General features: G+C 71.8%; 17 protein-coding genes and 1 riboswitch. Of the genes, 10 read left to right on the forward strand and 7 right to left on the reverse strand.

Annotated features, from left to right (window positions below; genetic code table 11):
* Positions 1–47: 47 nt before the first annotated feature.
* Positions 48–1,406: a PP2C family serine/threonine-protein phosphatase gene (locus Manayef4_RS00880; RefSeq protein ID WP_070130294.1), complete on the forward strand. Its 1,359-nt coding sequence runs from the start codon at positions 48–50 to the stop codon at positions 1,404–1,406.
* 94 nt (positions 1,407–1,500) lie between these two features.
* Here Manayef4_RS00880 and Manayef4_RS00885 read toward each other — a convergent pair whose 3' ends face one another.
* Positions 1,501–3,150: a hypothetical protein gene (locus Manayef4_RS00885; protein ID WP_139139946.1), complete on the reverse strand. Its 1,650-nt coding sequence runs from the start codon at positions 3,148–3,150 to the stop codon at positions 1,501–1,503.
* Between the two features lie 314 nt (positions 3,151–3,464).
* Here Manayef4_RS00885 and mptB point away from each other — a divergent pair, with 314 nt between their 5' ends.
* Positions 3,465–5,105: a polyprenol phosphomannose-dependent alpha 1,6 mannosyltransferase MptB gene (gene mptB / locus Manayef4_RS00890; RefSeq protein WP_254665396.1), complete on the forward strand. Its 1,641-nt coding sequence runs from the start codon at positions 3,465–3,467 to the stop codon at positions 5,103–5,105.
* Here mptB and Manayef4_RS00895 read toward each other — a convergent pair.
* A complete protein-coding gene (locus Manayef4_RS00895) occupies positions 5,053–6,588 on the reverse strand; it encodes a glycosyltransferase 87 family protein (RefSeq protein ID WP_254665391.1) in 1,536 nt (511 codons plus the stop codon). The genes mptB and Manayef4_RS00895 overlap by 53 nt on opposite strands.
* Before the next feature lie 119 nt (positions 6,589–6,707).
* Here Manayef4_RS00895 and Manayef4_RS00900 point away from each other — a divergent pair, with 119 nt between their 5' ends.
* On the forward strand, positions 6,708–7,964 hold the full coding sequence (locus tag Manayef4_RS00900) for a Glu/Leu/Phe/Val dehydrogenase (RefSeq protein WP_011438744.1): 1,257 nt from the start codon (positions 6,708–6,710) through the stop codon (positions 7,962–7,964).
* 7 nt (positions 7,965–7,971) lie between these two features.
* Here Manayef4_RS00900 and Manayef4_RS00905 read toward each other — a convergent pair whose 3' ends face one another.
* Entirely contained in the window at positions 7,972–8,349 is a 378-nt protein-coding gene (locus Manayef4_RS00905) for an RNHCP domain-containing protein (protein ID WP_049761025.1), read from the reverse strand.
* A gap of 308 nt (positions 8,350–8,657) precedes the next feature.
* On the opposite strand from Manayef4_RS00905, the gene Manayef4_RS00910 reads away from it, so the two are divergent.
* From Manayef4_RS00910 to otsB, 3 genes are all read left to right on the forward strand, one after another.
* Positions 8,658–8,996 (forward strand): DUF3263 domain-containing protein, encoded by a 339-nt coding sequence (locus Manayef4_RS00910; RefSeq protein ID WP_023840660.1) that lies wholly within the window; start codon positions 8,658–8,660, stop codon positions 8,994–8,996.
* 8 nt (positions 8,997–9,004) lie between these two features.
* Complete coding sequence (locus Manayef4_RS00915) at positions 9,005–9,670, forward strand: LytR C-terminal domain-containing protein (RefSeq protein WP_011438747.1); 666 nt, start codon at positions 9,005–9,007, stop codon at positions 9,668–9,670.
* Positions 9,671–9,739: 69 nt separating this feature from the next.
* Positions 9,740–10,588, forward strand: coding sequence for a trehalose-phosphatase (gene otsB / locus Manayef4_RS00920; protein WP_139139947.1), 849 nt, complete (start codon positions 9,740–9,742; stop codon positions 10,586–10,588).
* Between the two features lie 54 nt (positions 10,589–10,642).
* Here otsB and Manayef4_RS24640 read toward each other — a convergent pair whose 3' ends face one another.
* Positions 10,643–10,804: a hypothetical protein gene (locus Manayef4_RS24640; RefSeq protein ID WP_175443282.1), complete on the reverse strand. Its 162-nt coding sequence runs from the start codon at positions 10,802–10,804 to the stop codon at positions 10,643–10,645.
* A gap of 173 nt (positions 10,805–10,977) precedes the next feature.
* On the opposite strand from Manayef4_RS24640, the gene Manayef4_RS00925 reads away from it, so the two are divergent.
* A complete protein-coding gene (locus Manayef4_RS00925; RefSeq protein ID WP_083282214.1) occupies positions 10,978–12,591 on the forward strand; it encodes a trehalose-6-phosphate synthase in 1,614 nt (537 codons plus the stop codon).
* A 62-nt stretch (positions 12,592–12,653) separates the two neighbouring features.
* Here Manayef4_RS00925 and Manayef4_RS00930 read toward each other — a convergent pair whose 3' ends face one another.
* Positions 12,654–13,451, reverse strand: a complete 798-nt coding sequence (locus Manayef4_RS00930) for an HAD hydrolase family protein (RefSeq protein ID WP_011438750.1) — start codon at positions 13,449–13,451, stop codon at positions 12,654–12,656.
* 207 nt (positions 13,452–13,658) lie between these two features.
* A riboswitch (SAM riboswitch) is annotated at positions 13,659–13,775 on the forward strand.
* A gap of 8 nt (positions 13,776–13,783) precedes the next feature.
* Here Manayef4_RS00930 and thrC point away from each other — a divergent pair.
* The 3 genes from thrC to Manayef4_RS00945 all read left to right on the forward strand — a co-directional run bounded on the left by thrC (position 13,784) and on the right by Manayef4_RS00945 (position 18,028).
* Entirely contained in the window at positions 13,784–15,061 is a 1,278-nt protein-coding gene (thrC, locus tag Manayef4_RS00935) for a threonine synthase (protein WP_011438751.1), read from the forward strand.
* A 328-nt stretch (positions 15,062–15,389) separates the two neighbouring features.
* Positions 15,390–17,012 carry a chaperonin GroEL gene (gene groL / locus Manayef4_RS00940; RefSeq protein WP_070130299.1) on the forward strand — a complete coding sequence of 541 codons (1,623 nt, stop codon included), beginning with the start codon at positions 15,390–15,392 and terminating at the stop codon, positions 17,010–17,012.
* A gap of 467 nt (positions 17,013–17,479) precedes the next feature.
* On the forward strand, positions 17,480–18,028 hold the full coding sequence (locus tag Manayef4_RS00945) for a Uma2 family endonuclease (RefSeq protein WP_070130300.1): 549 nt from the start codon (positions 17,480–17,482) through the stop codon (positions 18,026–18,028).
* A gap of 52 nt (positions 18,029–18,080) precedes the next feature.
* Here the strand turns inward: Manayef4_RS00945 and Manayef4_RS00950 are convergent, their stop codons facing one another.
* Both Manayef4_RS00950 and Manayef4_RS00955 read right to left on the reverse strand, forming a co-directional pair.
* Positions 18,081–19,718, reverse strand: a complete 1,638-nt coding sequence (locus tag Manayef4_RS00950) for a DNA repair helicase XPB (RefSeq protein ID WP_070130301.1) — start codon at positions 19,716–19,718, stop codon at positions 18,081–18,083.
* Between the two features lie 297 nt (positions 19,719–20,015).
* Positions 20,016–22,529: a helicase-associated domain-containing protein gene (locus Manayef4_RS00955; protein ID WP_070130302.1), complete on the reverse strand. Its 2,514-nt coding sequence runs from the start codon at positions 22,527–22,529 to the stop codon at positions 20,016–20,018.
* Positions 22,530–22,564 lie beyond the last annotated feature (35 nt).

Below are 22,564 nucleotides of genomic sequence, written 5' to 3' on the forward strand. Positions count from 1 at the left end.
ACACGTCCTACAGCGTGATCGTAATTGCTACGGCGAGGACGGAGGCYATGGGTAGCCCGCTGGTACCGATCATGCTCATTGTGATGCTGCTGGTGGGTGGGCTGGTCTTCGTCATCCTCAACAACCGGCCCGTCCGGCCCGGGGAGAACCAGCGACGCTCTCGTGGCCTCGACCATCAGCGCCACCGATACGGTACGGTGCCGATCCGTGACAGCTCTGACGCCACCCCGCCCGACGGGATCGTGCCCGGCTTCGCCGAGCCGGCGCCGGTCTCCTCGGCAACCGGTGCGACGKGCAACACGGCGGACAGGTCAGCGGACAGCGCGAGCGGCGTCCCGGACGCAGGCGCGGCATGGGGAGGGGATGTGACCTCGCAGGTTTCCGTCGGCGGCGGTGAAGGCGACCGCGATCCCGACTCCACCGGCTGGACGCCACCGCCCGCCGGTCAGCCGCACCTCGGGCCCGGTGCCTTCGGTGACGAACGGGCGGATGCCACCCGCTACTACGACCCGGCGACCGGCGACTATCCCCTCCCGCCACCCGGGGAACACGCGCCGGCTCCGCGCGGCGCCGAGTCAACCCGAACGGTTGAGGACACGCCGTGGGAGAGCTCCCCCACGGCGACGACCATCCCCGTGGCTCCGCCCGCTCCCCCGAGGGGGCAGACGGGCGATCTCATGGCGATCGAGCCGGAGCAGACGACGGCCGCCGCGCTGCGACTCGCCGCCGCGGGGCGCACCCGCCGGGGCAAACGCGGCGGTCCCAACGAGGACGCGTYCGTCGTCGTCGACGGGCTGCTGGCGGTGTCGGACGGGGTCGGTGGCGAGGCTGCCGGCCAGATCGCGTCCACGCTGACGGTCACCACGGTGGCGGGTTTCCGCCCGCAGTACGCCGAGGATCCGCTCGAGGGCCTGCGCAAGGCCGTGGAACGGGCGAACTGGGTGGTCCGGACCCGGGCTCGAGAGGAGCCGGCCTGGCTCGGCATGGCCTGCACGCTGGACGTCGTCATCCTCGGGCGTCAGCAGAGCACCGGCGAGTACCTCACCGTCGCACACGTGGGCGACAGCTCGGTGTGGTTGCAGCCCGGCAAGGGACGGCCGCGGGCACTGACCACGCCGCACGCGATCCGTAACGGTCCGTTGCTCAACGCCGTCGGGCTCGCTGACGAGATCGAGGCGGACATCTTCAGCGAGCCGGTCCGCGCCGGTGACCGGGTCGTTCTCGCCAGCGACGGCATCACCAAGGTGATGAGCCCGGAACAGCTCGACGGCCTGCTGAGCGCGCTGGGGCCCGAGCCGCCCGAGCGGGCCGCGGACGCGCTCGTCGAAGCGGCCCTGCTGGCCGGTGCCCGGGACGACACCACCATCGTCGTCGCGGATCTGGTGTCCGAACCCGCCGCCCGGTGAGTTCGTCCGGACACCCGGACACCCGGTCGTCCGGCCCGGTGTCCGGACGTCCTAGATAGACGGGCTGAGACCCGCCGACAGCCGCCCCGAGAAGTCAGGAGACGCGCTGACCGACCGGGCAGTCCAGGGCGCTGGCGCGGGTCAGGCCGTCGACGGACAGCCGGGCGGACAGGCGCACCGGTCCGGACGACTCGGTGAGAATGCCCGTCCAGCCCCCGGCCGCCCGGAAGACGCACGCCGTGCCCCCCGACAGCTGCCAGTAGGGGGTGTAGTGCACGAGCACCGTGGCGACCCCGGGCGCGTGGAAGTCGACCGCGACCGAACTCACCCCCAGTTCGGTGAGCGAGGCCGGTCCCTRCACCAGGCCCGGGGAGTCGGTGACGAGCCACACCTTCCAGTGCGCGTTCTGCCAGGCGAGATCGAGATAAGGCAGACCGGCTCGCAGCAGCCTGGCCTCGGCGACCGCGGAGGGATCCAGCTCGACGTCGGGGAGGGCGACGTAGCGGATGCCGCGGGCGAGCARCCACTCGTGGTAGGTCTCGGYGTTCAGTGTCCCGTCGTAKAACAGCGCGTTGTACTTGCTGTCGAGCTGGCGCAGCCAGCCGCGGGCCATGGGTACGGACGGGGCGACGAAGCGCGCCTCCCAGTGGGCCCGGGTGAAGGGGATCTCCACCCGCCCGGCCGACACCGGTGCGCCGCGGTCGAGGTAGTCGAGGAGCTCGGTGTAATAGGCCTTCGACCCGGACGGATCGCCGTGGACAAGCAGCGCCCCGTGCACCGGCCCGATCTGCCAGCCGATCAGCGGGATCGCCACGACCGCGAGGACGCGGCGGCGTTCGGCGAGCAACAACGCCGCGGTAGGGCCGGCGAGCAGCGTCGCCGGTCGGGTGATGTTTCCGCCGATCTGGGTGGGCACGAAAAAGAAGACCACTGCCGCGGCCGCCCAGAGCAACAGGCCGTGCCGGATGGGCCGGATGAGCCGGGCGTGCCCGGGCACGACGAGCAGGCCGACCGCGATGAGGGTCAGCAGCGACAGGAAGGTGAGCGCGGGAAAGGGCTGGTACCCGTCCTCGGGAAACGCGAGCGCGACGATGATGCCGGATCCGGCGCCGGCGAACGGGAGCRCCCGGCGCCATCCGATCGTCGGCAGCAACGCGAGGCCGACGAGCAGCACGAAGCCGCCGGCCAACGGAGACGCCAGCGACGACAGGACCGCGCCGATCCAGGTCAGCTTCGTGTGCCGTTCCCGCGCGCCGACCAGCGCCAGAGCACCGAAGGTCATCCCGAGCGCGAACGGCATGCGGCCCACGACGAGGTTCGCCACCGTCGAGACCGCGAACCAGACGAGGACCAGATCATGCCCGGTCCGCCGGCCAGGACCGCGGAGCAACCGGGTCACGATCATCGTCGAGGCGACGCAGGAGATCGCGCCGAGCGGCTGTACCCCGACAAGCGCACCGAGCGGGGGGAACAGCACACTGTAGCCGGGGATGGTGTGACCGCCGTACCACTGATCATCCCAGAGCACCACTCCGCCGTGCCGGAACAGCCAGACCCGGTACTCCTGGGCGGRGGTGTCCGGACCGGTGATGCCAAGACCGAYGCACAGCAGGCAGAGCGCGGCGGWCAGAATCCAGGGCCAGYGGCGAACCGCCACGACGACAGCGAGAACACCCCGCACGAGCGGTCCGCGGTGCCGCGGCGGCTCGAGGGCGATGGAAGGGGTCTGGGGCAGTGTGGCCACGCGAGGCTCCGACCCGGGGTGCCCGGGCCCACCCGTCGCCGGGGCGGTCGACGCCGTCCGCCCCCCCGAGATGGCGTCAGGCGGGGAACCCGGGGTCGCGAGYGTTGTCACCCGCGACCCCCCCACACACCGACGACAGTCCATCCGCCGTCTCCGACCGGTCATCACCCGACAGCTTGCCCCGCGGGCGGCGTCAGGCCGCGCCCGTCCCGTCCGGACCGGGCAGCGGCAGGCCCCGACCGGCCGGCATCCTGGCCCCGACCAGGGTGACCCTGCTGGTCCTCGCCGGTGGCGGCGCCGCGGTCGTGGCCATGATGAGCGAGGGTCGGCTCGGTTCGCGCGATCCGCACACGACCGACCCTTCCTCCTGGTGGGGCATTCTCCCATCGGCGGCCTCGTCGGATACCGCAAGGGGCGTCCTGGCCGGCCTGGCGGCCCTGGGCATCATCACTCTGTGTCTGTGCTGGGGCGGACTTGTGCGCGCGACGATCGCCGGCCGCACCTCCCCGCGGGCCGCCCTCGCGGCGTGGATCGTCTGGAGCCTCCCGTTCGCGGTGGGCCCACCACTGTTCAGCCGKGACATCTACGCCTACGCCGCTCAGGGTGAGCTGGCGAGGCTCGGCCTGGATCCGGCGACACACGGCGTCTCCGCCCTGCTGACCGCCGAGGGCTCGGGCTCGGCGTTCGTCCGGGCCGTTGACCCCCGGTGGTGGAACACCCATGCGCCCTATGGCGGTGCCGCGGTCGCCGTGGAGAAGAGCGCCGCGGCCCTCGGCGGCGGGCCGGCCGGGACGGTCGCGCTGCTCAAGATAGTCGCGATCCTCGCAACGATCGCGATGGTCGTCCTGACGCTACGGCTCGCCGGACCGGAGCCGGGYCGACGGGCCCTGGTCATGGTGCTCGTCGCGGCCAATCCGGTCGTCGTCGTGCACCTGATCGGCGGAGCCCACCTCGACGCAACGGCCGCGGCGCTGCTCGTGGCGGCGCTGGTGGTGGACCGCCGACGGCTCGCCTCGGCACCGGCGCCCGGCCCGGAGGGAAGGAGCACGCCGACGGSTCGGCAGGCCGCGCTCGGCGCCGCGGCGACGGCGCTGGTCAGCGTGGCCGGAAGCGTCAAGGCGACCGCCCTCCTCGGCGTCGCCTGGCTGGTGCTGGCGCATCTGCGGGCCGCCCGGTCGGCGCGGCGTCCGATCCGCGCCGGCGCCGTGCTGCTCGCGGCCGATGCCGCCGCGGTCGCGCTCGCCGCGGGGCTGAGCATGGTGGCTGGCGGCTTCGGCCCGACCTGGATCCACGCGTTGTCCACGTCGGGCACCCTGACCACGGGGGCCGCACCGGCCTCGATTCTCGCCGCGGCGGTCGACGGGGTCGACGGCATGCTTGGTCCGGTCGGCCGCCATCCGTCCGGCGCCGAAACGCAGCGGGCGACTCGGGCCCTGTGCCTGGCCGGCGCGGCGCTKGTGGTGGCCTGGCTCGCCCTGCGCGCCTGGCGGGRCCGGGACGGGTACACCGGCCGTCGGCACGACCTGATCGTGCTCGGCTACGGCGGGCTGGCGGTGGCGCTCGGCAGCCCGGTGCTCTACCCCTGGTACCTCGCGCTGTGCCTGCCGGCACTCGCGGTCGTCGTGGCCCTCGCCCGGTCAACCCCGCCGACGCCCCACCCTGGAACGGCCCGTCCCAGGACGCCGGGGATGCAACCACGCCGCATGAGGCGTCTCGGGGCGGCCGTCGAGCGGATCGTCGGGGGGGTCGGGGGGTGGACCATCGCCCTGGTGGTCGTCACGTCGGCCTGGCTGTGCCTGACGACCCTCGCGCCGCTCGCCGCGACCTGGCGGCTGCTCGGGCGCGTCGAGACGTCCCTGGCCGTCATCGGCTGCGCCGGCCTTGCGGCCGCGGGAACGGTCATCACGCTGGTCGCGATCCGGCGGCGGCACGCCACGCCCACCCGCAGACGGTGACCAGTCCGACGTTGCGGACCACCAGGACCAGGCTCATCATGATCCGTCCCTGGACGACGTCGTTGTACCGCCACGGATAGACGACCTGGGAGAGCACAACGCAGATCAGCAGCAGCGCCACCCACCGCCACGACGGTCCACCGGCCGGGACGGGGGCAGCCGGTCCACCAGCCGGGACGGTCAGGCCGCCGGAGCCGGCGGGCCGGGCCATCGCGATCCAGACCGCGACGAGCGCCATGATCCACACGAGGTACTGCGGGCTGAGCACGCGGGCGGTCACGACCACGACAAGCAGCAGCGCGAGCGTGCGCCCCACGAGCACACCGGCCCGGCCCGCGCCGTCCGCCGCCGCGGGCGGACGCGCCCACCCCCACCACCACAGGGCCGAAATGGCGATCACTACGATCTCGGTCAACRAGCATGCGGTGGCCACGCCGCGGGCCAGCGGGGTGTCGAACTGGAGCGAACCGTAGGAATAGCCGGGTGCCGTTCCATGGCCGAGCATGTGGGCGACGACGAACGGCGTCGCGGCCACCGCCTCCACCTGTAGTCCGCGGGCCTGCTGCGCGCCGAGAAACCCGAACGCGTCCCGCCACCACCCGGTGAGCGCGAACAGCGCCGCGAGCCCCCCGACGGCGCACAGGACGCCGGCGGCAAGACGCAACCAGTCCGGCGAGGGCGCCGGGAATCGACCGGTGGGCCGGCCGGGGGGCGGATCGGGGGGCGGATCGATGGACGCCGACCGACCCGGGGACCGGAGCGGCGGACGGGACAGGGCGATCAGCAGCAGGACCGGCCAGATCTTGAGCAGCGCACCCGCGGCGAGATGAAATCCCGCCCGGCCGAACCGGCCCGCGGCGAGCGCGAGCACGGCCGCGACCGCCGCCGCGGCCGGCAGCAGATCGAAACGGGCCAGCGCCACCGGTCCCAACGCGGTGAGACCCGCCACCCAGAACCCCGCCGCCGGGACCGAGCGACGCACCAGCGCGGCGGTCAGGACGGCGTCGACGGCCACCATCATCCCGACGAACACCGCTCGATAGGGCAATCCCAGATAGGCGTGAGTTACGTCGGGCAACACGAACACAACTGCCGCGCCCGGCGGATACTGCCAACGGTCGTCACCGGTGGGCATCCCCTCGCCGCGACTGAGCCCGCGGCCCCACTCCGCATAGATGTGTAGATCGCCGAGCACGCTCTGCTGCATGCCGAACGCCTGGTCGGTCACCACCAGGGTGACGAGGACGGCACGGCTGACCAGCCACCATGCCCAGAGGCGCCGGGCTGACCGGTCGGGGGTGCCGGCTCCGGGACGAGCGAGCGCGGCCGGCCGTCCGGGTGCGGACAAAGCCGGCCCCCCGGCGCGCCGCGGCACCGGGAGGCGGCTCGACGGGTCCGCGCGCACGCTCGCGACCGTACCCGCAGGTGCCTGGTGGGCGATGGCGCGCCCTGCGCGCACCTGACGGACGGCATCTCCCGTCACCTATTGTTTGCGCCATATCGAGTCACCACCGCGGCGCGCAACGGAGCGCGCCGTGGCCGGCGGACCGGGCGGCGCGTTCGGCGGCGAAGGGTGGCTCGAAACGCGCCGCGGAGGTGCCTGTGATCCTCGGATCCGGCTCAGCATGGGACACGGCCTGCGTTCAACTGGCGAACGCGGCTCGTCATCTGGGCCTTGACGACGGTATGCACGACCTGCTCCGCACGCCCCGCCGGGCGATCACCGTCAGCGTTCCGCTACAGCGCGACGACGGTCAGCTGACCGTGCTGACCGGCTATCGCGTCCAGCACAACCTCGCCCGTGGCCCGGGCAAGGGAGGGATCCGCTTCCACCCAACCACCGACCTCGACGAGGTCAAGGCGCTGGCGATGTGGATGACCTGGAAGTGCGCGCTGATGGGGATCCCCTACGGCGGGGCCAAGGGCGGCATCGCGGTGGAACCGGCGATGCTCTCCCTGCCGGAACGCGAACGCCTGACCCGGCGCTACGCCGCCGAACTCGTCCCGTTGATCGGACCGGAGAAGGACATCCCGGCACCGGATGTGGGCACCGACGAGCAGACCATGGCCTGGATCATGGATACCTACTCGGCGCACACCGGGTACACCACCACCGGTGTGGTAACCGGCAAACCGCTGTCCATCGGCGGTTCCGCCGGTCGGGCCGGGGCGACCAGCCTGGGGGTGCAGCTTTCGGTGTTCGCCGCGCTGCGCGAGACCGGGCGCGACCCGCACGCGATGACGATCGCGGTCCAGGGCTTCGGCAAGGTGGGGGCGCTCGCGGCCCAGTACCTGCACGACGCCGGTTGCACTGTGGTCGCGGTCTCGGACGTGAAGGGCGGGATCTACAACCCGCAGGGACTCAACCCGGCCGCCCTCATCCGCCATCTCGCCGGCGGCGCGGAGACGGTCGTCGGCTACCCGGGAACCGACACGATCACCAACGACGAGCTCCTGGAGCTCGACGTCGACGTGCTCGTCCCCGCGGCGTTGGAGGGCGTCATCACGGTCGAGAACGTCGACCGGGTCCGCGCGCCGATCATCGTCGAGGGTGCCAACGGCCCGGTGACCGCCGAGGCCGACCAGGTCCTGGACGACCGGGGCGTCCTGGTGGTGCCGGACATCCTCGCCAACGGCGGCGGGGTGGCGGTCTCGTACTTCGAATGGGTGCAGGACATCCAGGCGTATTTCTGGTCCGAGGACGAGGTCAGCGACCGGCTCCGGGCGCTGATGGACCGCGCGTACCGCGAGGTCTCCCTGCTGGCCACGACCCAGAAGATCAGCATGCGCAACGCCGCGCACGTCATCGGGGTCGGCCGGGTGGCCGACGCCCACCGGACCCGGGGTCTGTATCCCTGACCGGCGGTCATGACCGCCGCGCGCGCCCCGGGCGGCGCGGCGGTCGTGCCCCTGGGGCCGGCAGCCCTGGGGCCGTCGCAGCCTGCGCGGCCGCGGCGGCGACCGCCAGCAGCGTGTCGTGATCGTCCGCCGGGACGGACCGGTTGCGGCGCCGATGCCCGCACCGCTCGCAGACGTGCGTGATGACCAGATCGTGCGTACGGCTCTCCACCGCGACCGGCCGCATCACAGCGCCGCACCGCGCCGCCCGGTCGCCGGGGTTGACGTCGACGTGCCGCGACGACAGACAGGACGGGCAGTGGTTGGTGTACCCGTCACCACGCACGGCCGTCGCGCAGACCAGGCAGACGAAGTCCTCGGTGGTGCGGGTGAAGCGCCGGCTCACCGGCCAAGGGTAGGCCACCACACGGCGTGCCCCGCCTGCCCGKAAGTCAATCAGCGCCAACGGTAGCCAATCGGGGCCCTCGRAGCTGGCCGGAACTCGGAGCTGGCCGGAACCGGGTGGGGGCCTCCCGCGAACATCTCATCGTATCCGCGCCGGGCGGCCGGGCCGTGGGCGGGACGTGTGTCGCCGGAGACGCCGAAGATGTCGGACCCACGGGGTGAAATAGTGGGCGGCGCACCATACCGGGCGTGGTACGTCGGCGCACCATCGCGCCCATCGTCCCGGATGCGTCCCGAGGAGGTCCCGCTGTGGAGGCAGCACATCCTCTGCCGCCCGAGAGACTGCCGCCCGAGAAACCGGCGCCCGAGAAACCGGCGCGGGCGGACGTCCCGCCGAACGAACTGTCCGATCGCGATCGTCGCATGTTGCGCTTCGAGCAGGGTTGGTGGCGTCACCCGGGAGCCAAGGAGGAGGCGATCCGGGTCGAGTTCGGACTGTCATCAACACGCTACTACCAGTTGTTGAACCGGCTGATCGATTCGGAAGCCGCGCTGATAGCCGATCCGATGCTGGTCCGCCGGCTGCGCCGGCTGCGGGAGCAACGCCGGGCGGCCCGATCCGGCCGACATGACCGGGCCGAGAGGTAAGACCACGCATGACACATGCCACGAACGCACCGCAGCGGCGTCCCCACCGGTGGCGCCCGGACCGGCTCCACACCCTCGGCGCGGGCGTCGTCGCGGTTCTCGCCGTACTCGCGGGCATCCTGGTGGTCAATCTGCTGAACGGCTCGTCCAACACGGACGGCTCCACCACCCAGGTCGCGGCCCCGACGCGCTCGGCGCGGCCGGGCACGGACCAAGCCGGCGGCGGCCGGACCACTCCGGCCCCGCCGCCGCACCGCGCGGCGGCCCCGGCCCCCGGCCCGAGGGCCACGAAGACGGCGTCGGCGTCCCCGAAACCGACGCCGGCGCCGTCCGCGTCCACCGCGACGAAGCCGCCGGCCCCGCCGGGACCAAAGGCCACAGCCCCGGTGGTCGTCCTGAACAACTCGCGGATCGCCGGACTCGCCGAGGTGGCCGCCAAGCAGGTCGAGTCGGCCGGGTTCCGGGTCGAGCGGGTGGGCAACTACCAGTCGATCTACAACGTCCCGGTGACGACGGTCTTCTACGACGACGCCGACGCCGACGCCGCCCGCGCCCTGAAGGAGGCGATGCCGGGCATCGAGAGCATCGTGCCCCGGTCGAAGACCAGAATCGTCTCCACCGACACACTGATCCTGGTGATCACCCGCGACTTCCCCGCCCATCCGGAAAAATGATCACTTGACCGCCGCGCCGCGCTCCTCACCGGCGCCCGACCACCTCGACCCGTGACCGAGGAAGGCCCAGTGACCGAATCCRCGCCGAACAGCCCACCCGCCCCCCGCACACCCGCYGGGGGCGCTGGACTCGCCGCCCTGCTCACCGCGCCCGAACGCGCCCTGATCGCCCTCGACTACGACGGCACCCTCGCGCCGATCGTCCCGCGGCCGTCGGACGCCGTCCCGGCGCCGGGGGCGATGGATGCGCTGCGCCGGATCTCCCATGAGATCGGCACCCTCGCCATCATCACCGGACGGCCGGTGGACTCTCTGCTGGAACTGACCGGGCTGGAGAAGATCCCCGACTTCGGGAACCTGATCATCCTTGGCCAGTACGGACTGCAACGCTGGGACTCGGGCAGCCGCGCGATCAGCAGTCCCGAGCCGCTGCCCGGTGTCGCCGCGGTCCGCGCGGCGCTGCCCGAACTGCTCCGCGACGCCCCGGTCGGCACCGCCGTCGAGGACAAGCACCAGGCGCTGGTGGTACACGTGCGGYGCACCGCCGATCCGGACTCGGCGCTCGCCGCGCTCACGCCGGCGTTGAYGGCCCTCGCCGAAGACCATGGGATGGAGGCGGCACCGGGCAAGCGAGTGCTGGAGCTGCGTCCGCCCGGGCACGACAAGGGCGGTGCGCTGCGCAGGCTCATCGCGGCCTGCCAGGCGCGCTCGGTGCTGGTCGCCGGGGACGACTACGGCGATCTGCCGGCATTCGAGGCCGTCGACGAGCTACGGGCGGGCGGGCTGCCCGGTATCACCGTGTGCAGCGACAGCCCGGAGGTCCCGGACGTGATCCGCGAACGCGCCGACCTGGTCGTGGGCGGGCCCCCCGGGATGGTCGCCCTGCTGGAGGTGCTGGTCGAGCGGCTCAGCGGCTGACCGCCCGCGCCCTGTTCGCTCATCCCCGCAGAGCGCGCTCAGCCCGCCCGGGGCTCATCCCACCCGCATCAGCCGGTTCGTGTCCGGCGKGTGGTCGTCCTCCCGCAGGCGGATCCACGCCGTCAGGGTGGGCTCGGCGCCACCGCCGTACGGCCGGTTCGGGCCGACCAGCATCTCAATGCCGACGATCCGCCGGTGCGTGTTCGTCAGCGCCACCAACTCGATGATTCATTACTGTACGTGATCTCTCTGGATGGAAAACCTGAGCCAGGGGCATTTCCGTGAGACATCTGTCGCCGATTCGTGAGCCTCCGCCGCCCAAAAATACGATCTTGATGGACCGGCGTACAGGGCTGAGCGGATGGCCTACTCTCCGCAGTGTGCGTCGGATGCCGGGAGCCGAGGAAGACACCCTGCCGCGGCTGTGGCCGACCGGCACCGCGCGGGTGCTGGTCGCCTCCAACCGGGGGCCGGTGGCGTTCGCCGTCGGGGACGACGGGAGGCTGCGGATCCGGCGGGGCGCCGGCGGCCTCGTCAGTGGCCTCAGCCGGGTGGCGGCCGACAACGGTGACGGTCCGATGGCGTGGGTGTGTGCCGCCCTCAGTGACTCCGATCGCCGGGCGGCGCGTTCCGCGCCTGCCGGCCGCCTCGATCTCGCCGGCCACGACACCGACGGCACCGCCGTCCGGATGCTCGACGTCGACCAGGTCGTTTTCGACCGCGCTTACAACGCGGTCGCGAACCGCACGCTCTGGTTCATCCACCACCTGCTCTACGCGCCGGCGTCGCAGCCGGTCTTCGGCCCGGCGTTCCGCCGCGACTGGCAGGCGTACGAGACCTACAACGAGATGTTCGCCCAGGCTCTCGCGCACGAGGCCGCCCCGGGCGCCTCGGTGCTGATCCAGGACTACCACCTGACCCTGGTCGCGGCCCGGCTGCGGGCGCTGCGGGCGGATCTGCGGATCGCCCACTTCAGCCACACTCCCTGGGCACCGCCGGAGTACTTCCGGATTCTCCCGGACGACGTCAGCGAACAGATCCTGCGCGGCATGCTCGGCGCCGACCGGCTCGGGTTCCTCACCGACGCCTGGGCCGACGCGTTCCAGGAATGCTGCCGCGACCTCCTCGGACTGCGGATCGACCGGCGGGCGGTGACCATCGGGACGGCCGGGTCGGGACGGGGAGCCGGGTCGGGACGGGGAGCCGGGTCGGGACGGGAGGCCGGGTCGGGACGGGAGGCCGGGTCGGGACGGGAGGCCGGGTCGGGACGGGAGGCCGGGCGGCACCGAACGGTGCGGATCGGGGTGCATCCGCTCGGCGTCAGCGCGGACGAGCTGCTTGGCCGGGCCGCCGCCACCGACGTGGCCGCCCGGGCCGCCGAGCTGGTCGACTTGGCCGGCGGGCGGCGGCTCATCGTCCGGGTCGACCGCACCGAGCTGTCCAAGAACATCGTCCGCGGTCTCGACGCCTACCGGGAGCTGCTGCGCACCCGTCCGGAATGGYGCGGCAAGGTGATGCACCTGGTCTGCGCCTACCCGTCACGGCACGATCTGCCGGAGTACMGGGAGTACACCGCCGCGGTGCAGCGCCTGGCCGCGGAGATCGAGGACGAGTTCGCCACGGACACCTGGCTGCCGCTGCGGCTGGAGATCACCGACGACTACCCCCGGTCGATCGCGRCCCTCTCACTCGCGGAGGTGCTCGTCGTCAACCCGATCCGGGACGGCATGAACCTCGTCGCCAAGGAGGGGCCGATCGTCTCGACCAGGGATGCCGTCCTCGTGCTCTCCCGGGAGGCCGGAGCCTGCGCGGAGATGGGCACGGCGGCGCTGGTCGTCAACCCGTTCGACATCCAGGCGACCGCGCGGGCCCTGCACGCCGCCCTGACGATGCCCGCCCCCGAACGGCGTCGGCGCGCCGAGGAGCTGGCCGCCGTCGCCGGGCGGCTACCGCCCCAGCGCTGGTTCGCCGACCAACTGCACGCCCTCGCCGCCGACCGGTGACCGTCCGGTCTGCCCTGCCGGGGCCGAACGTCGACGCGCGGACCGCGTTCAGACGGCGGCGTTCAGACGGCGGCGGCCGCTCGCACCGCGCTGGCCCAGCCGGCGCCGACCGGGCCCGCCTCGACCGTGACGTTGTCGTACCGCGTCAGCAGGGCGGCGATGTCCGGGTGCCGCACCGCGTTCGCGACCAGGTGCATCCGCCCGACATGGGGAGCCATGGCCAGGTCGCTGGCGGAATCGCCGATGGCGATCGCCTCGGCCGGTGACACCCCGCGCCGCTTGAGGTCGTAGGCGACCGCGTCCCCCTTACCCACACCGTCCGGGACCAGATGGTAGACGTGCGGATTCACCCCAAGATCAGGCATGTGGACCGGCGAGATCAGCCCGTTGTCACGCATGCTCAACCAGGAGAATCCGGTCTCGGTGAGCCAGCCGTCGACCTCCGACACGTCGATCTTCCCGCGAAGCATGACGTCGACTTCCCGGCCGGAGTGCCAGGGGGTGTGCAGCTCCAGCCGCCCGGGGTAGCGCTCGACCATCCGGTCGAGCAGGTACTCCGGTACCTGGTCGAAGTCGGGCGGCATCGCGCCGCGCAGGATCTCGCTGTCGCGCCCCTCGTTCCAGCCGACGATCGCGCCGAGCTCCCCGATGAACCCGTCCGCACCGAAGATCGCCGCGGCCTCGAGAAGCTGCGGACGGGTACGCCCGCTGACCAGAACCAGCGCAATGCCGGCGTCGTGCAGCTCGGCGAGCGCGCGAGCCGGCTCCAGCGTGATCGCTCCCCCCTCCGCCCGGAAGAAACAACCCTTGGGACCGACCATCGTGCCGTCAAGATCGGTATAGACGACGCGGATACTCACTGTTACAGACTCCCTGGCTCTGGCATGATCGGGTCGATCTCCGGGCATGGGGGCACGCGCGGCCGGTAGGAGCGGGCAGGCCCCGCCCGCACCGGTGGGACCACACCGAGAAACCTCCGACCGACCCATATCATGTCCACAACCAGAGGCAACACCGGTGCACGACCACCCGCGCACGGTCTACAGTACGGACAGACAACTTCATCTGGCTCATCCAGAGGGGCAGAGGGAACGGCCCAGCGAAGCCCCGGCAACCACCCGCATCCCGTGCGCGGCAGGTGCTAATTCCGGCCTGGTGGCAGACTGCCCCGGGAAAGATGAGGAGCTTCTTCATGACACTCGCGCCCGAGCGTGCCACCAGTCCCACCCTCGAGGTCGCGAACCCCGCGGTCTCGCTGTCCTGTCGGCACTGCGGCGCCACCTACCCGCTGTCCCCTACGCATGTGTGCGTGGAATGCTTCGCTCCTCTGGAAATCGCCTACGACCCGGACCTGCTGGCTCGTGTGACCCGAGAGTCCATCGAACGTGGTCCGGCGAACCTGTGGCGTTACGTCGGGCTGCTGCCCGCCGGGCATGACCCGGCGCGGCGGGTCTCCCTCGGGGCCGGCTGGACGCCACTGCGCCCGGCCCCGAGGCTCGCCGCGGAGCTGGGGATGAAGACGCTCTATATCAAGGACGACAGCGCCAACCCCACCCACTCCTTCAAGGACCGGGTCGTCTCCGTGGCGCTCACCGCCGCCCGTGAGCTGGGCTTCACCACGGTCGCCTGCGCCTCGACGGGCAACCTCGCGCAGTCGGTGGCGGCGCACGCGGCCGGTGCCGGGCTGCGCTCGGTGGTGCTCGTACCGCACGACCTCGAGGCTGGCAAGACGGTCTCCACCGGGGTGTACGGCGGGACGCTGGTCGCCATCCAGGGCAACTACGACGACGTGAACCGGTTGTGCAGCGAGCTGGCCGGAGAGTACGAATGGGCGTTCGTCAACGTCAACGTCCGCCCCTTCTACGCCGAGGGATCCAAGACGCTCGGCTACGAGGTCGCCGAGCAGCTCGGCTGGCGGCTGCCCGAGCAGGTCGTCGTGCCGATCGCCTCCGGTTCACTGCTAACAAAGATCGACAAGGCCTTCGGTGAGCTCGGCCGGCTCGGCCTGGTCGAGCCGACGCCGTACAGGGTGTTCGGTGCGCAGGCGGCCGGCTGCAACCCGGTGGCCGCCGCGTTCGCCCGCGGCGTCGAGACGGTCGCCCCGGTCCGGCCCGCCACAATCGCCAAGTCGCTGTCGATCGGCAATCCGGCCGACGGCCCCTACGCCCTCGACGTGGCTCGGCGGACCGGCGGGGCTATCACGGACGTGACCGACGAGGAGATCATCGACGGGATCCGGCTGCTCGCCCGCGCCGAGGGCGTCTTCGGCGAGACGGCCGGTGGCGTCACCGTGGCCACCCTGCGCAGGCTGCTGCGCGAGGGGCTGCTCGACCCGGCCGCCGAAACCGTCCTTTACAACACCGGCGATGGGCTGAAGACGCTCGACCCCCTCGTCGAGACGGGCGGACCGACCGCGACGATCAAGCCGTCGCTGCGCGCCTTCGAGGCCGCCGGCCTCGGCGACGACTGACTCGGGCCCGGCACGGCACAGCGCATTCGACGAACTTCGTGGACCACGCCGGACCAACGGAAGGGCYGCGGACGACGGCGGGGTGCCGCGGGGGATCGGCGTCGGGCACGCGGAACCATGGGCCAGCTTGCACTCACCCAGGCCGAGTGCTAAACAAGACCTGGCACTCTCGCCTAGGGAGTGCCAAGGCTGAAACGGCGAGGCTGCCCGATCCGCGCTGTGTCCGAGGTGCATCACCCGGGTCCGGAGCAGGCGGGAGCCGTCCGTCGCGGGCGTCGTTAGGGCCAGGCCATCGAACCTGCCATCCCACTGGGAGGACCCAGAAACCATGCCGAAGATCATTGCCTTCGACGAGGAGGCTCGGCGCGGCCTGGAGCGCGGCATGAACCAGCTGGYCGATGCGGTCAAGGTCACGCTCGGGCCGAAGGGCCGCAACGTCGTGCTGGAGAAGRAGTGGGGCGTCCCCACGATCACCAACGATGGTGTGAGCATCGCCAAGGAGATCGAGCTCGAGGACCCGTACGAGAAGATCGGCGCGGAACTCGTCAAGGAAGTCGCGAAGAAGACCAACGACGTCGCGGGTGACGGCACCACCACCGCCACCATCCTGGCCCAGGCCCTGGTGCGCGAGGGTCTGCGCAACGTGGCCGCCGGCGCCAACCCCCTCGGGCTGAAGAAGGGCATCGAGGTCGCGGTCGAGCGCGTCTCCGAGGAKCTGTCCAAGCAGGCCAAGGAGGTCGAGACCAAGGAGCAGATCGCCTCCACGGCGTCCATCTCCGCGGGTGACTCGGCCATCGGCGGCCTCATCGCCGAGGCGCTCGACAAGGTCGGCAAGGAAGGCGTCGTCACCGTCGAGGAGAGCAACACCTTCGGCCTCGAGCTCGAGCTCACCGAGGGTATGCGCTTCGACAAGGGCTACATCTCGCCGTACTTCGTCACGGACGCGGACCGTCAGGAAGCCGTCCTGGACGACCCGTACATCCTGATCGTCAACAGCAAGATCTCCGCGGTCAAGGACCTGCTCCCGCTGCTGGAGAAGGTCATGCAGACCGGTAAGCCGCTGGCGATCATCGCCGAAGATGTCGAGGGCGAGGCGCTGGCCACCCTGGTCGTCAACAAGATCCGCGGCACCTTCAAGAGCGCCGCGGTGAAGGCCCCCGGCTTCGGTGACCGCCGCAAGGCGATCCTGGGCGACATCGCCATCCTGACCGGTGGTCAGGTCATCTCCGAGGACGTCGGCCTCAAGCTCGAGAGCACCTCGCTCGACCTGCTCGGCCGTGCCCGGAAGATTGTCGTTACCAAGGACGAGACGACCGTCGTCGAGGGTGCCGGCGACCCCGACCAGATCGCCGGTCGGGTCAGCCAGATCCGCAACGAGATCGAGAAGTCGGACTCGGACTACGACCGCGAGAAGCTCCAGGAGCGGCTCGCGAAGCTGGCTGGCGGCGTCGCCGTCATCAAGGTCGGCGCGGCCACCGAGGTCGAGCTCAAGGAGAAGAAGCACCGCATCGAGGACGCGGTGTCCAACGCGAAGGCCGCTGTCGAGGAGGGCATCGTCGCCGGTGGCGGCGTCGCGCTGCTCCAGGCGTCGATCACTGCCTTCGAGAAGTTGGACCTGTCCGGCGACGAGGCGACCGGTGCCAACATCGTCCGGCTCGCGCTCGAGGCGCCCATCAAGCAGATCGCCTTCAACAGCGGTCTCGAGGGCGGCGTCGTGGTCGAGAAGGTCCGCAACCTGCCGACCGGCCACGGCCTGAACGCGGCCACCGGCGAGTACGTCGACCTGATCGGCACCGGCATCATCGACCCGGCCAAGGTCACCCGCTCCGCCCTGCAGAACGCCGCGTCGATCGCCGGCCTGTTCCTCACCACCGAGGCCGTCATCGCCGACAAGCCGGAGAAGAACCCGGCCCCGGCAGTCCCGGGCGGCGGCGGCGACATGGACTTCTAGTCCAGCTCGTCACCCGCTGTACCCTGCACCACCGTCTGGACGAGGGCGGCTCCGGTTCTCCCGGGGCCGCCCTCGTGCGTTCGCCCGTGCATCACGGCCGAAGGCTCCGTGCGGGGAAAGGCTTGCCCCCGCGGACGGGAGGTTCCGCGGGGGCAAGCTCTCTGGCGTGGGAGCCGGGCGCCACTCGGGACGGAGCGAACGCCGGAAGGCACTCCCAAAGACGATCTTTCCAAGAACGCTCTTCTCGGCCGCCATCGACGGCGACCAAATTATCATCGGGTAATCCAAGAGACAAGAGCTTTATATCACTCCTTTTGAACAATTCGAAGGTCGTCTTCGTTAGACTTCGACCTTTTGTCGCGACACGGACAATTAACGCATGCCAGCTTTAGACAGCGGCCACGGCAACAGGCACGATAGCCATCGTGGTTCAGGCCCCCGCACAGCCGCGCTCCCATCGCCCCTCGATGACCGTTCCCACCCCCCCGGTCACCGTGGAAGATCTCGACACGGGCGGGCATGACGACGCTCGGTTCGAACTCCTGGACGGCTTGTGCGTCCTGCGACCATGGCCGACACCGCTGCGGGCCCGCGTCACGGCGCGCCTGGTCCGGATCCTGGCGGACACGGCCACCTCCGGAGCTCATATCCTGCCGGCCGGGATCGGGGTGGAGCTGTCCCCCCGCAGTCTGCTCGTGCCGGACGTCGTGGTGGCGGCGGCGAGTGGTGACACCGGCCGTCGGTTCCGGGACACCCCGTCCCTCGTCATCGAAGTGGCCGACGCCAGCACCCGGCGCTACAACCGCACCCTCAAACTCGATCTCTACCGGCAACGCGGCGTGCCGTCCTGCTGGCTGATCGACCCGGACACCRCCACCATCGAGGCGTACGACCTGGTCGCCGACGCGTACCTCGCCACCCGCACGGTCAGCGGGAAGGAGACCTTCACCGCCACCCAGCCCTTTCCGGTGGCGATCCAGCCGGCCGAGCTGATCGACCCGCCCGACTCGGAGTGATGGCGCGACGCCGACCGCTACCCCGGGAAGCCCGCCGAAGGCCTGTGCGGGGCTAGCAGACGTCGTCGGCGTCGACGATGGTGTAGGCGTAGCCCTGCTCGGCGAGGAATCGCTGGCGGTGCGCCGCGTACTCCTGGTCAAGGGTGTCGCGGGCCACCACCGTGTAGAAGTGCGCCGTGCGGCCGTCGGCCTTGGGCCGCAGCACCCGACCGAGCCGCTGGGCCTCCTCCTGGCGGGAACCGAACGTGCCCGAGACCTGCACGGCCACCCCGGCCTCCGGCAGGTCGATGGAGACATTCGCGACCTTGGAAACGACCAGTGTGGTGATCTCCMCGGTCCGGAACGCCTCGAACAGTCGCTCCCGCTCCCGGTTACGGGTGGAACCCTGGATGACCGGGGCGTCCAACAGTTCCCCGAACTCGTCGAGCTGGTCGAGATACGCGCCGATCACCAGCACCCGGTCATCGGAGTGCTGGCGGACGAGACGCTCCACCACCGCCCGCTTGCTGCGGGCGGTGGCACACATCCGGTACCGCTCCTCCGGCTCGGCGACGGCGTAGGCCATCCGCTCGTCCTCGGTGAGCGTGACGCGCACCTCGGTGCACTGCGCCGGCGCGATCCAGCCCTGTGCCTCGATCTCCCGCCACGGGGCGTCATACCGCTTCGGCCCGATCAACGAGAAGACGTCGCCCTCCCGGCCGTCCTCCCGGACGAGGGTCGCGGTCAGGCCGAGCCGACGACGGGACTGGATGTCGGCGGTCATCCGGAAGACCGGCGCCGGGAGCAGATGCACCTCGTCGTAGACGATCAGACCCCAGTCCCGGGCCCCGAACAACTCCAGGTGCAGGTATTCGCCCTTACGCCGGGCCGTCATCACCTGGTAGGTGGCGATGGTGACCGGCCGGATCTCCTTGCGCTCCCCGGAGTACTCGCCGATCTCCTCCTCGGTCAGYGAGGTGCGGCGCAGCAGCTCGTGCCGCCACTGCCGGCCGGCGACCGTGTTCGTAACCAGGATCAGCGTGGTCGCCCCGGCCTGGGCCATGGCCGCGGCGCCGACGATGGTCTTCCCGGCGCCCGCAGGCAGCACGACGACCCCCGACCCGCCCTCCCAGAACCCGGCTACCGCGCCCTTCTGGTAGTCGCGCAGCTCCCAGCCGTCCTGGCGCAGGTCGATCCGGTGCGCCTCGCCGTCGACGTAGCCGGCGAGATCCTCCGCCGGCCACCCGAGTTTGAGCAGCACCTGCTTGAGCCGGCCGCGCTCGGAGGGGTGCACGGCGATCGTGTCGTCGTCGATGCGGGAGCCGAGCATCGGCACGACCTTCTTGGCCCGGGCCACCTCGACGAGCACCACCCGGTCGAGAGCACGCAACACCAACCCGTGGGCCGGGTCATTCTCCAGGCGCAGCCGACCGTAGCGATCCATCGTGTCGGCGATGTCGACGAGCAGGGCGTGCGGCACGGCGTAACGGGAGAAGCGAACCAGCGCATCGACAACCTGCTCGGCGTCATGACCGGCGGCCCGGGCGTTCCACAGCGCCAGCGGCGTCACCCGATAGGTGTGCACGTGCTCCGGAGACCGTTCGAGCTCGGCGAACGGAGCGATGGCCGACCGCGCCTCGACAGCACTGGGATGCTCGACCTCGAGCAGCAACGTCTTGTCCGACTGGACGATCAACGGGCCGTCCGTCACCCGCCACCGCCCTTTCCGTCCGCCGTAGGTTCCGCCGTGGGTATCGACCCATCAGTGAACCRCCAACACGAGCCGCCCTGCACCGATCGGTGCGGTGCAGGCCACCGGCGTAGCACCGGCACGAYCACACCGGCGGCGCGCTGCTCGTTCACCGGCGCCCTTCGACGGTACAGCCGACCACCGACACGGTAACCAGAGGGGCCGAAGCCCGACCGAAACCACCGCGGGTCCCGCGGGCAAGCGGGCACACCGGTACCGGTACAGGTACCGGCCCACCGGCCCACYGGCCCGCCCGGCTCATGGCGGATCGGCGAGATCCTCCGCGGCGGCCGACCAGTCCGCCGCCACCGGCGGTCCGCCGAACGCGTCGTCGATGTCAGCGACGCCGGTCACCCGGTGCAGGACGAAACGACGCGGGCCGGCGCTGAGTTCGTCCCACGCGGTGAGCCAGCCGCCCTCGACGACGGTGGGCCGCACGATCCGGTCGCTCGGCGCACCCTGCTGGTCAACGTAGCCCAGCAGCACCCGGCGCCGGTCCCGGACGGCTCCCTGCAGCAGCACCAGGATCAACGGCGCGGACCGGGTGAGCCCGACCTCGATGCCGGGAACCTCGCCGGCCGCCCGGACCGCCCGCGCGCTGTCGTCGCCCCGGCGGACCAGCCGGACCACGTCGCGCAGCTGGTTGATCCGGGTGTCGGCCACGTCGACCGACGCCGCGCGGGGACGCGCCGGCGTCCGATGGGCGGCGGGCCGGCGCAGCACCACCCGCCCGTCCGGGGCCTCCGCGACCGGGGCGAACCCGGCGTTGCGCAGGCCGGCGAGCATCTCCGCGGTCGGCAGTGGGGAGATGACGATCGTCGGCGCGATCCGGCGCAGCCCCAACGCCTGGGTACGCCGGTTGGCGACCACCTCGGCGAGCAGCGCCGTGTCCTCGCAGCGCAGGTAGCTCGCGGCGGGACCGGCCCGCAACCGGCCGTGCCGCCGGGCGGTGTCGTCGATCAGATAGGTGAGGGCCTGCGGCACCCCGCCTCGACCGAGACGGACGAGCATCGCGTGGATGTCCTCCGCTACCAGGCCCGAGTCCAGGCCGCGACGCAGCGAGGCCTCGGAGAACCGATAGACGGTGGCCGCGCCCGCGGACTCGACATCCGCCATCCGCGCCAGCTCCGCAGCCACCCGGGGTACCAGCGGGCCCGGGGCAACCGCGGTGAGATCCCCCTGCAGCAGCAGCTCCYCGACCGGCTCGGGCAGCAGCGGCGCAAGCGCGTCGGCGAGCCTGACGCACAGCCCTGGATCACCAGCCGCCGATCGGCTCGGCACGCCCACGTTCCGCGTCGGATCGGCGTTCTCCGCGTCGAGCTGGGCGGCGAGTAACCGACCGACCGTGCTCGGCGCGCCCCGGCCGGTCAGCCCGAGCAGCTCGGCCTCGACGATCGTTCCGTCGATCATCCCGGCGAGCAGCATTCCGCCGCGCCGGGGCGCTCGCCAGGTCAGCAGGGCACGCAACGACTCCGCGGTCGGCACCACCCCTGCGGGCGCCGCGGCCAGCGCCCGCAGGACCTGGGCACGCAGGTCCTGCACGGCCGGCCGCCGCACGTCCAGCGACAGGGGAGCGATCTGCCGGCCCCGTTCGTCCCGCTCGCCGACCAGCCAGGCGGCGGTCGGCGAGCGCAGCCAGCCCTCGACCAGTACGGCCCACCGGGCCGCCACCAGGTCGGTGCCCCAGCGGTCGTAGGCCGTGGTCGGCACGTACTGGACGTCAACCCCCGCGGTCGCGTCAACCAGGCCGGCCGCCGCGGCCAGCTCCACCACGAAGGCCGCGGTCCGCTCGTCAACGTCGAGCAGTTTCGCGGCGGCCCGCAGGTCCCGCACGCTCAACCCGCCGGTGCGCAGCGGAGTGACCGGGCTCRCGCCCCAAGCGTCCAGCAGGGTGGTGACCCACCGGACGAGGGTGTCCGCCGCCAGGGCCGCCACGGCGTCAACCGCCGCCACCCCGACGACCTCTCCCTCGACGGCGGGCGGATGCGGGTGCAGGACCCCGGCCGGATGCTCGCCGCGCACGACCAGCCCAACCTCGCGCGGCAGCTCGACGGTCTCCTCGTCCAATCCGACGAGCAGGCCGCGGGCGAGTAGTTCCTCCACCGGGGTTCGGGCCGCGGACACCCCCAGCAACCGGCCCGCCTCCGTGGTGGCGCCGAGCGCCGGACCCGCGGCCAGCCGGTCCAGCAGCTGCCGCGCCCGGGAGGAGCAGGTCTCGATCCACTCCCGCACCCGATCCGCGTCCGCGAAGGCGTCGCTCAACGCGTCGATCATCGCTTCCCGGACGGCGACCCCGGTCGTCGTCTCGTCGACCGCGCCCCGGGGCACCGGCAGGCCGGCCGCGGTCAGGAGCCGGGCGAGCTGGGACTGCCGGTACGTCGTCAGGCAGGCTCGCACGGGACGGCCGAGCCCCAGCGGGCGCACGCCGAGGAGGTCGACGACCATCCCGGTGACCCGCAGCTCGGCATCGTCGCCCCAGATGAGCCCGAGGTCACGAAGCCGGCCCACCGGCTCGGACACCTCCGAATGCCCGCAGAACCTTGTCAGCTCCGCCAGGGACACCGGCCGGGGAAGGATCGTCAACGCCTCCAGGAGCTCGCAGGCGCCCGTGTCGAGACGTTCCAACGCGCGGGCCACGCTGACCCGGATCTCCAGGCGGGCCGCAAGCACCTCGAAGTCCGGTGGGGGCGGCGTCGCCAGGTCCGGCCGTAGGAGGAAGAGCCGGGTCAACGCCTGATCCGGAAGCGCACGCAACCAGTCCACAAGGGTCACGGGCGCTGTCCTGAGGCCTCGGCGGCCGGCATCGA

Source organism: Frankia sp. CgMI4, from assembly GCF_001756285.1.
Classification (GTDB): Bacteria; Actinomycetota; Actinomycetes; order Frankiales; family Frankiaceae; genus Frankia; species Frankia casuarinae.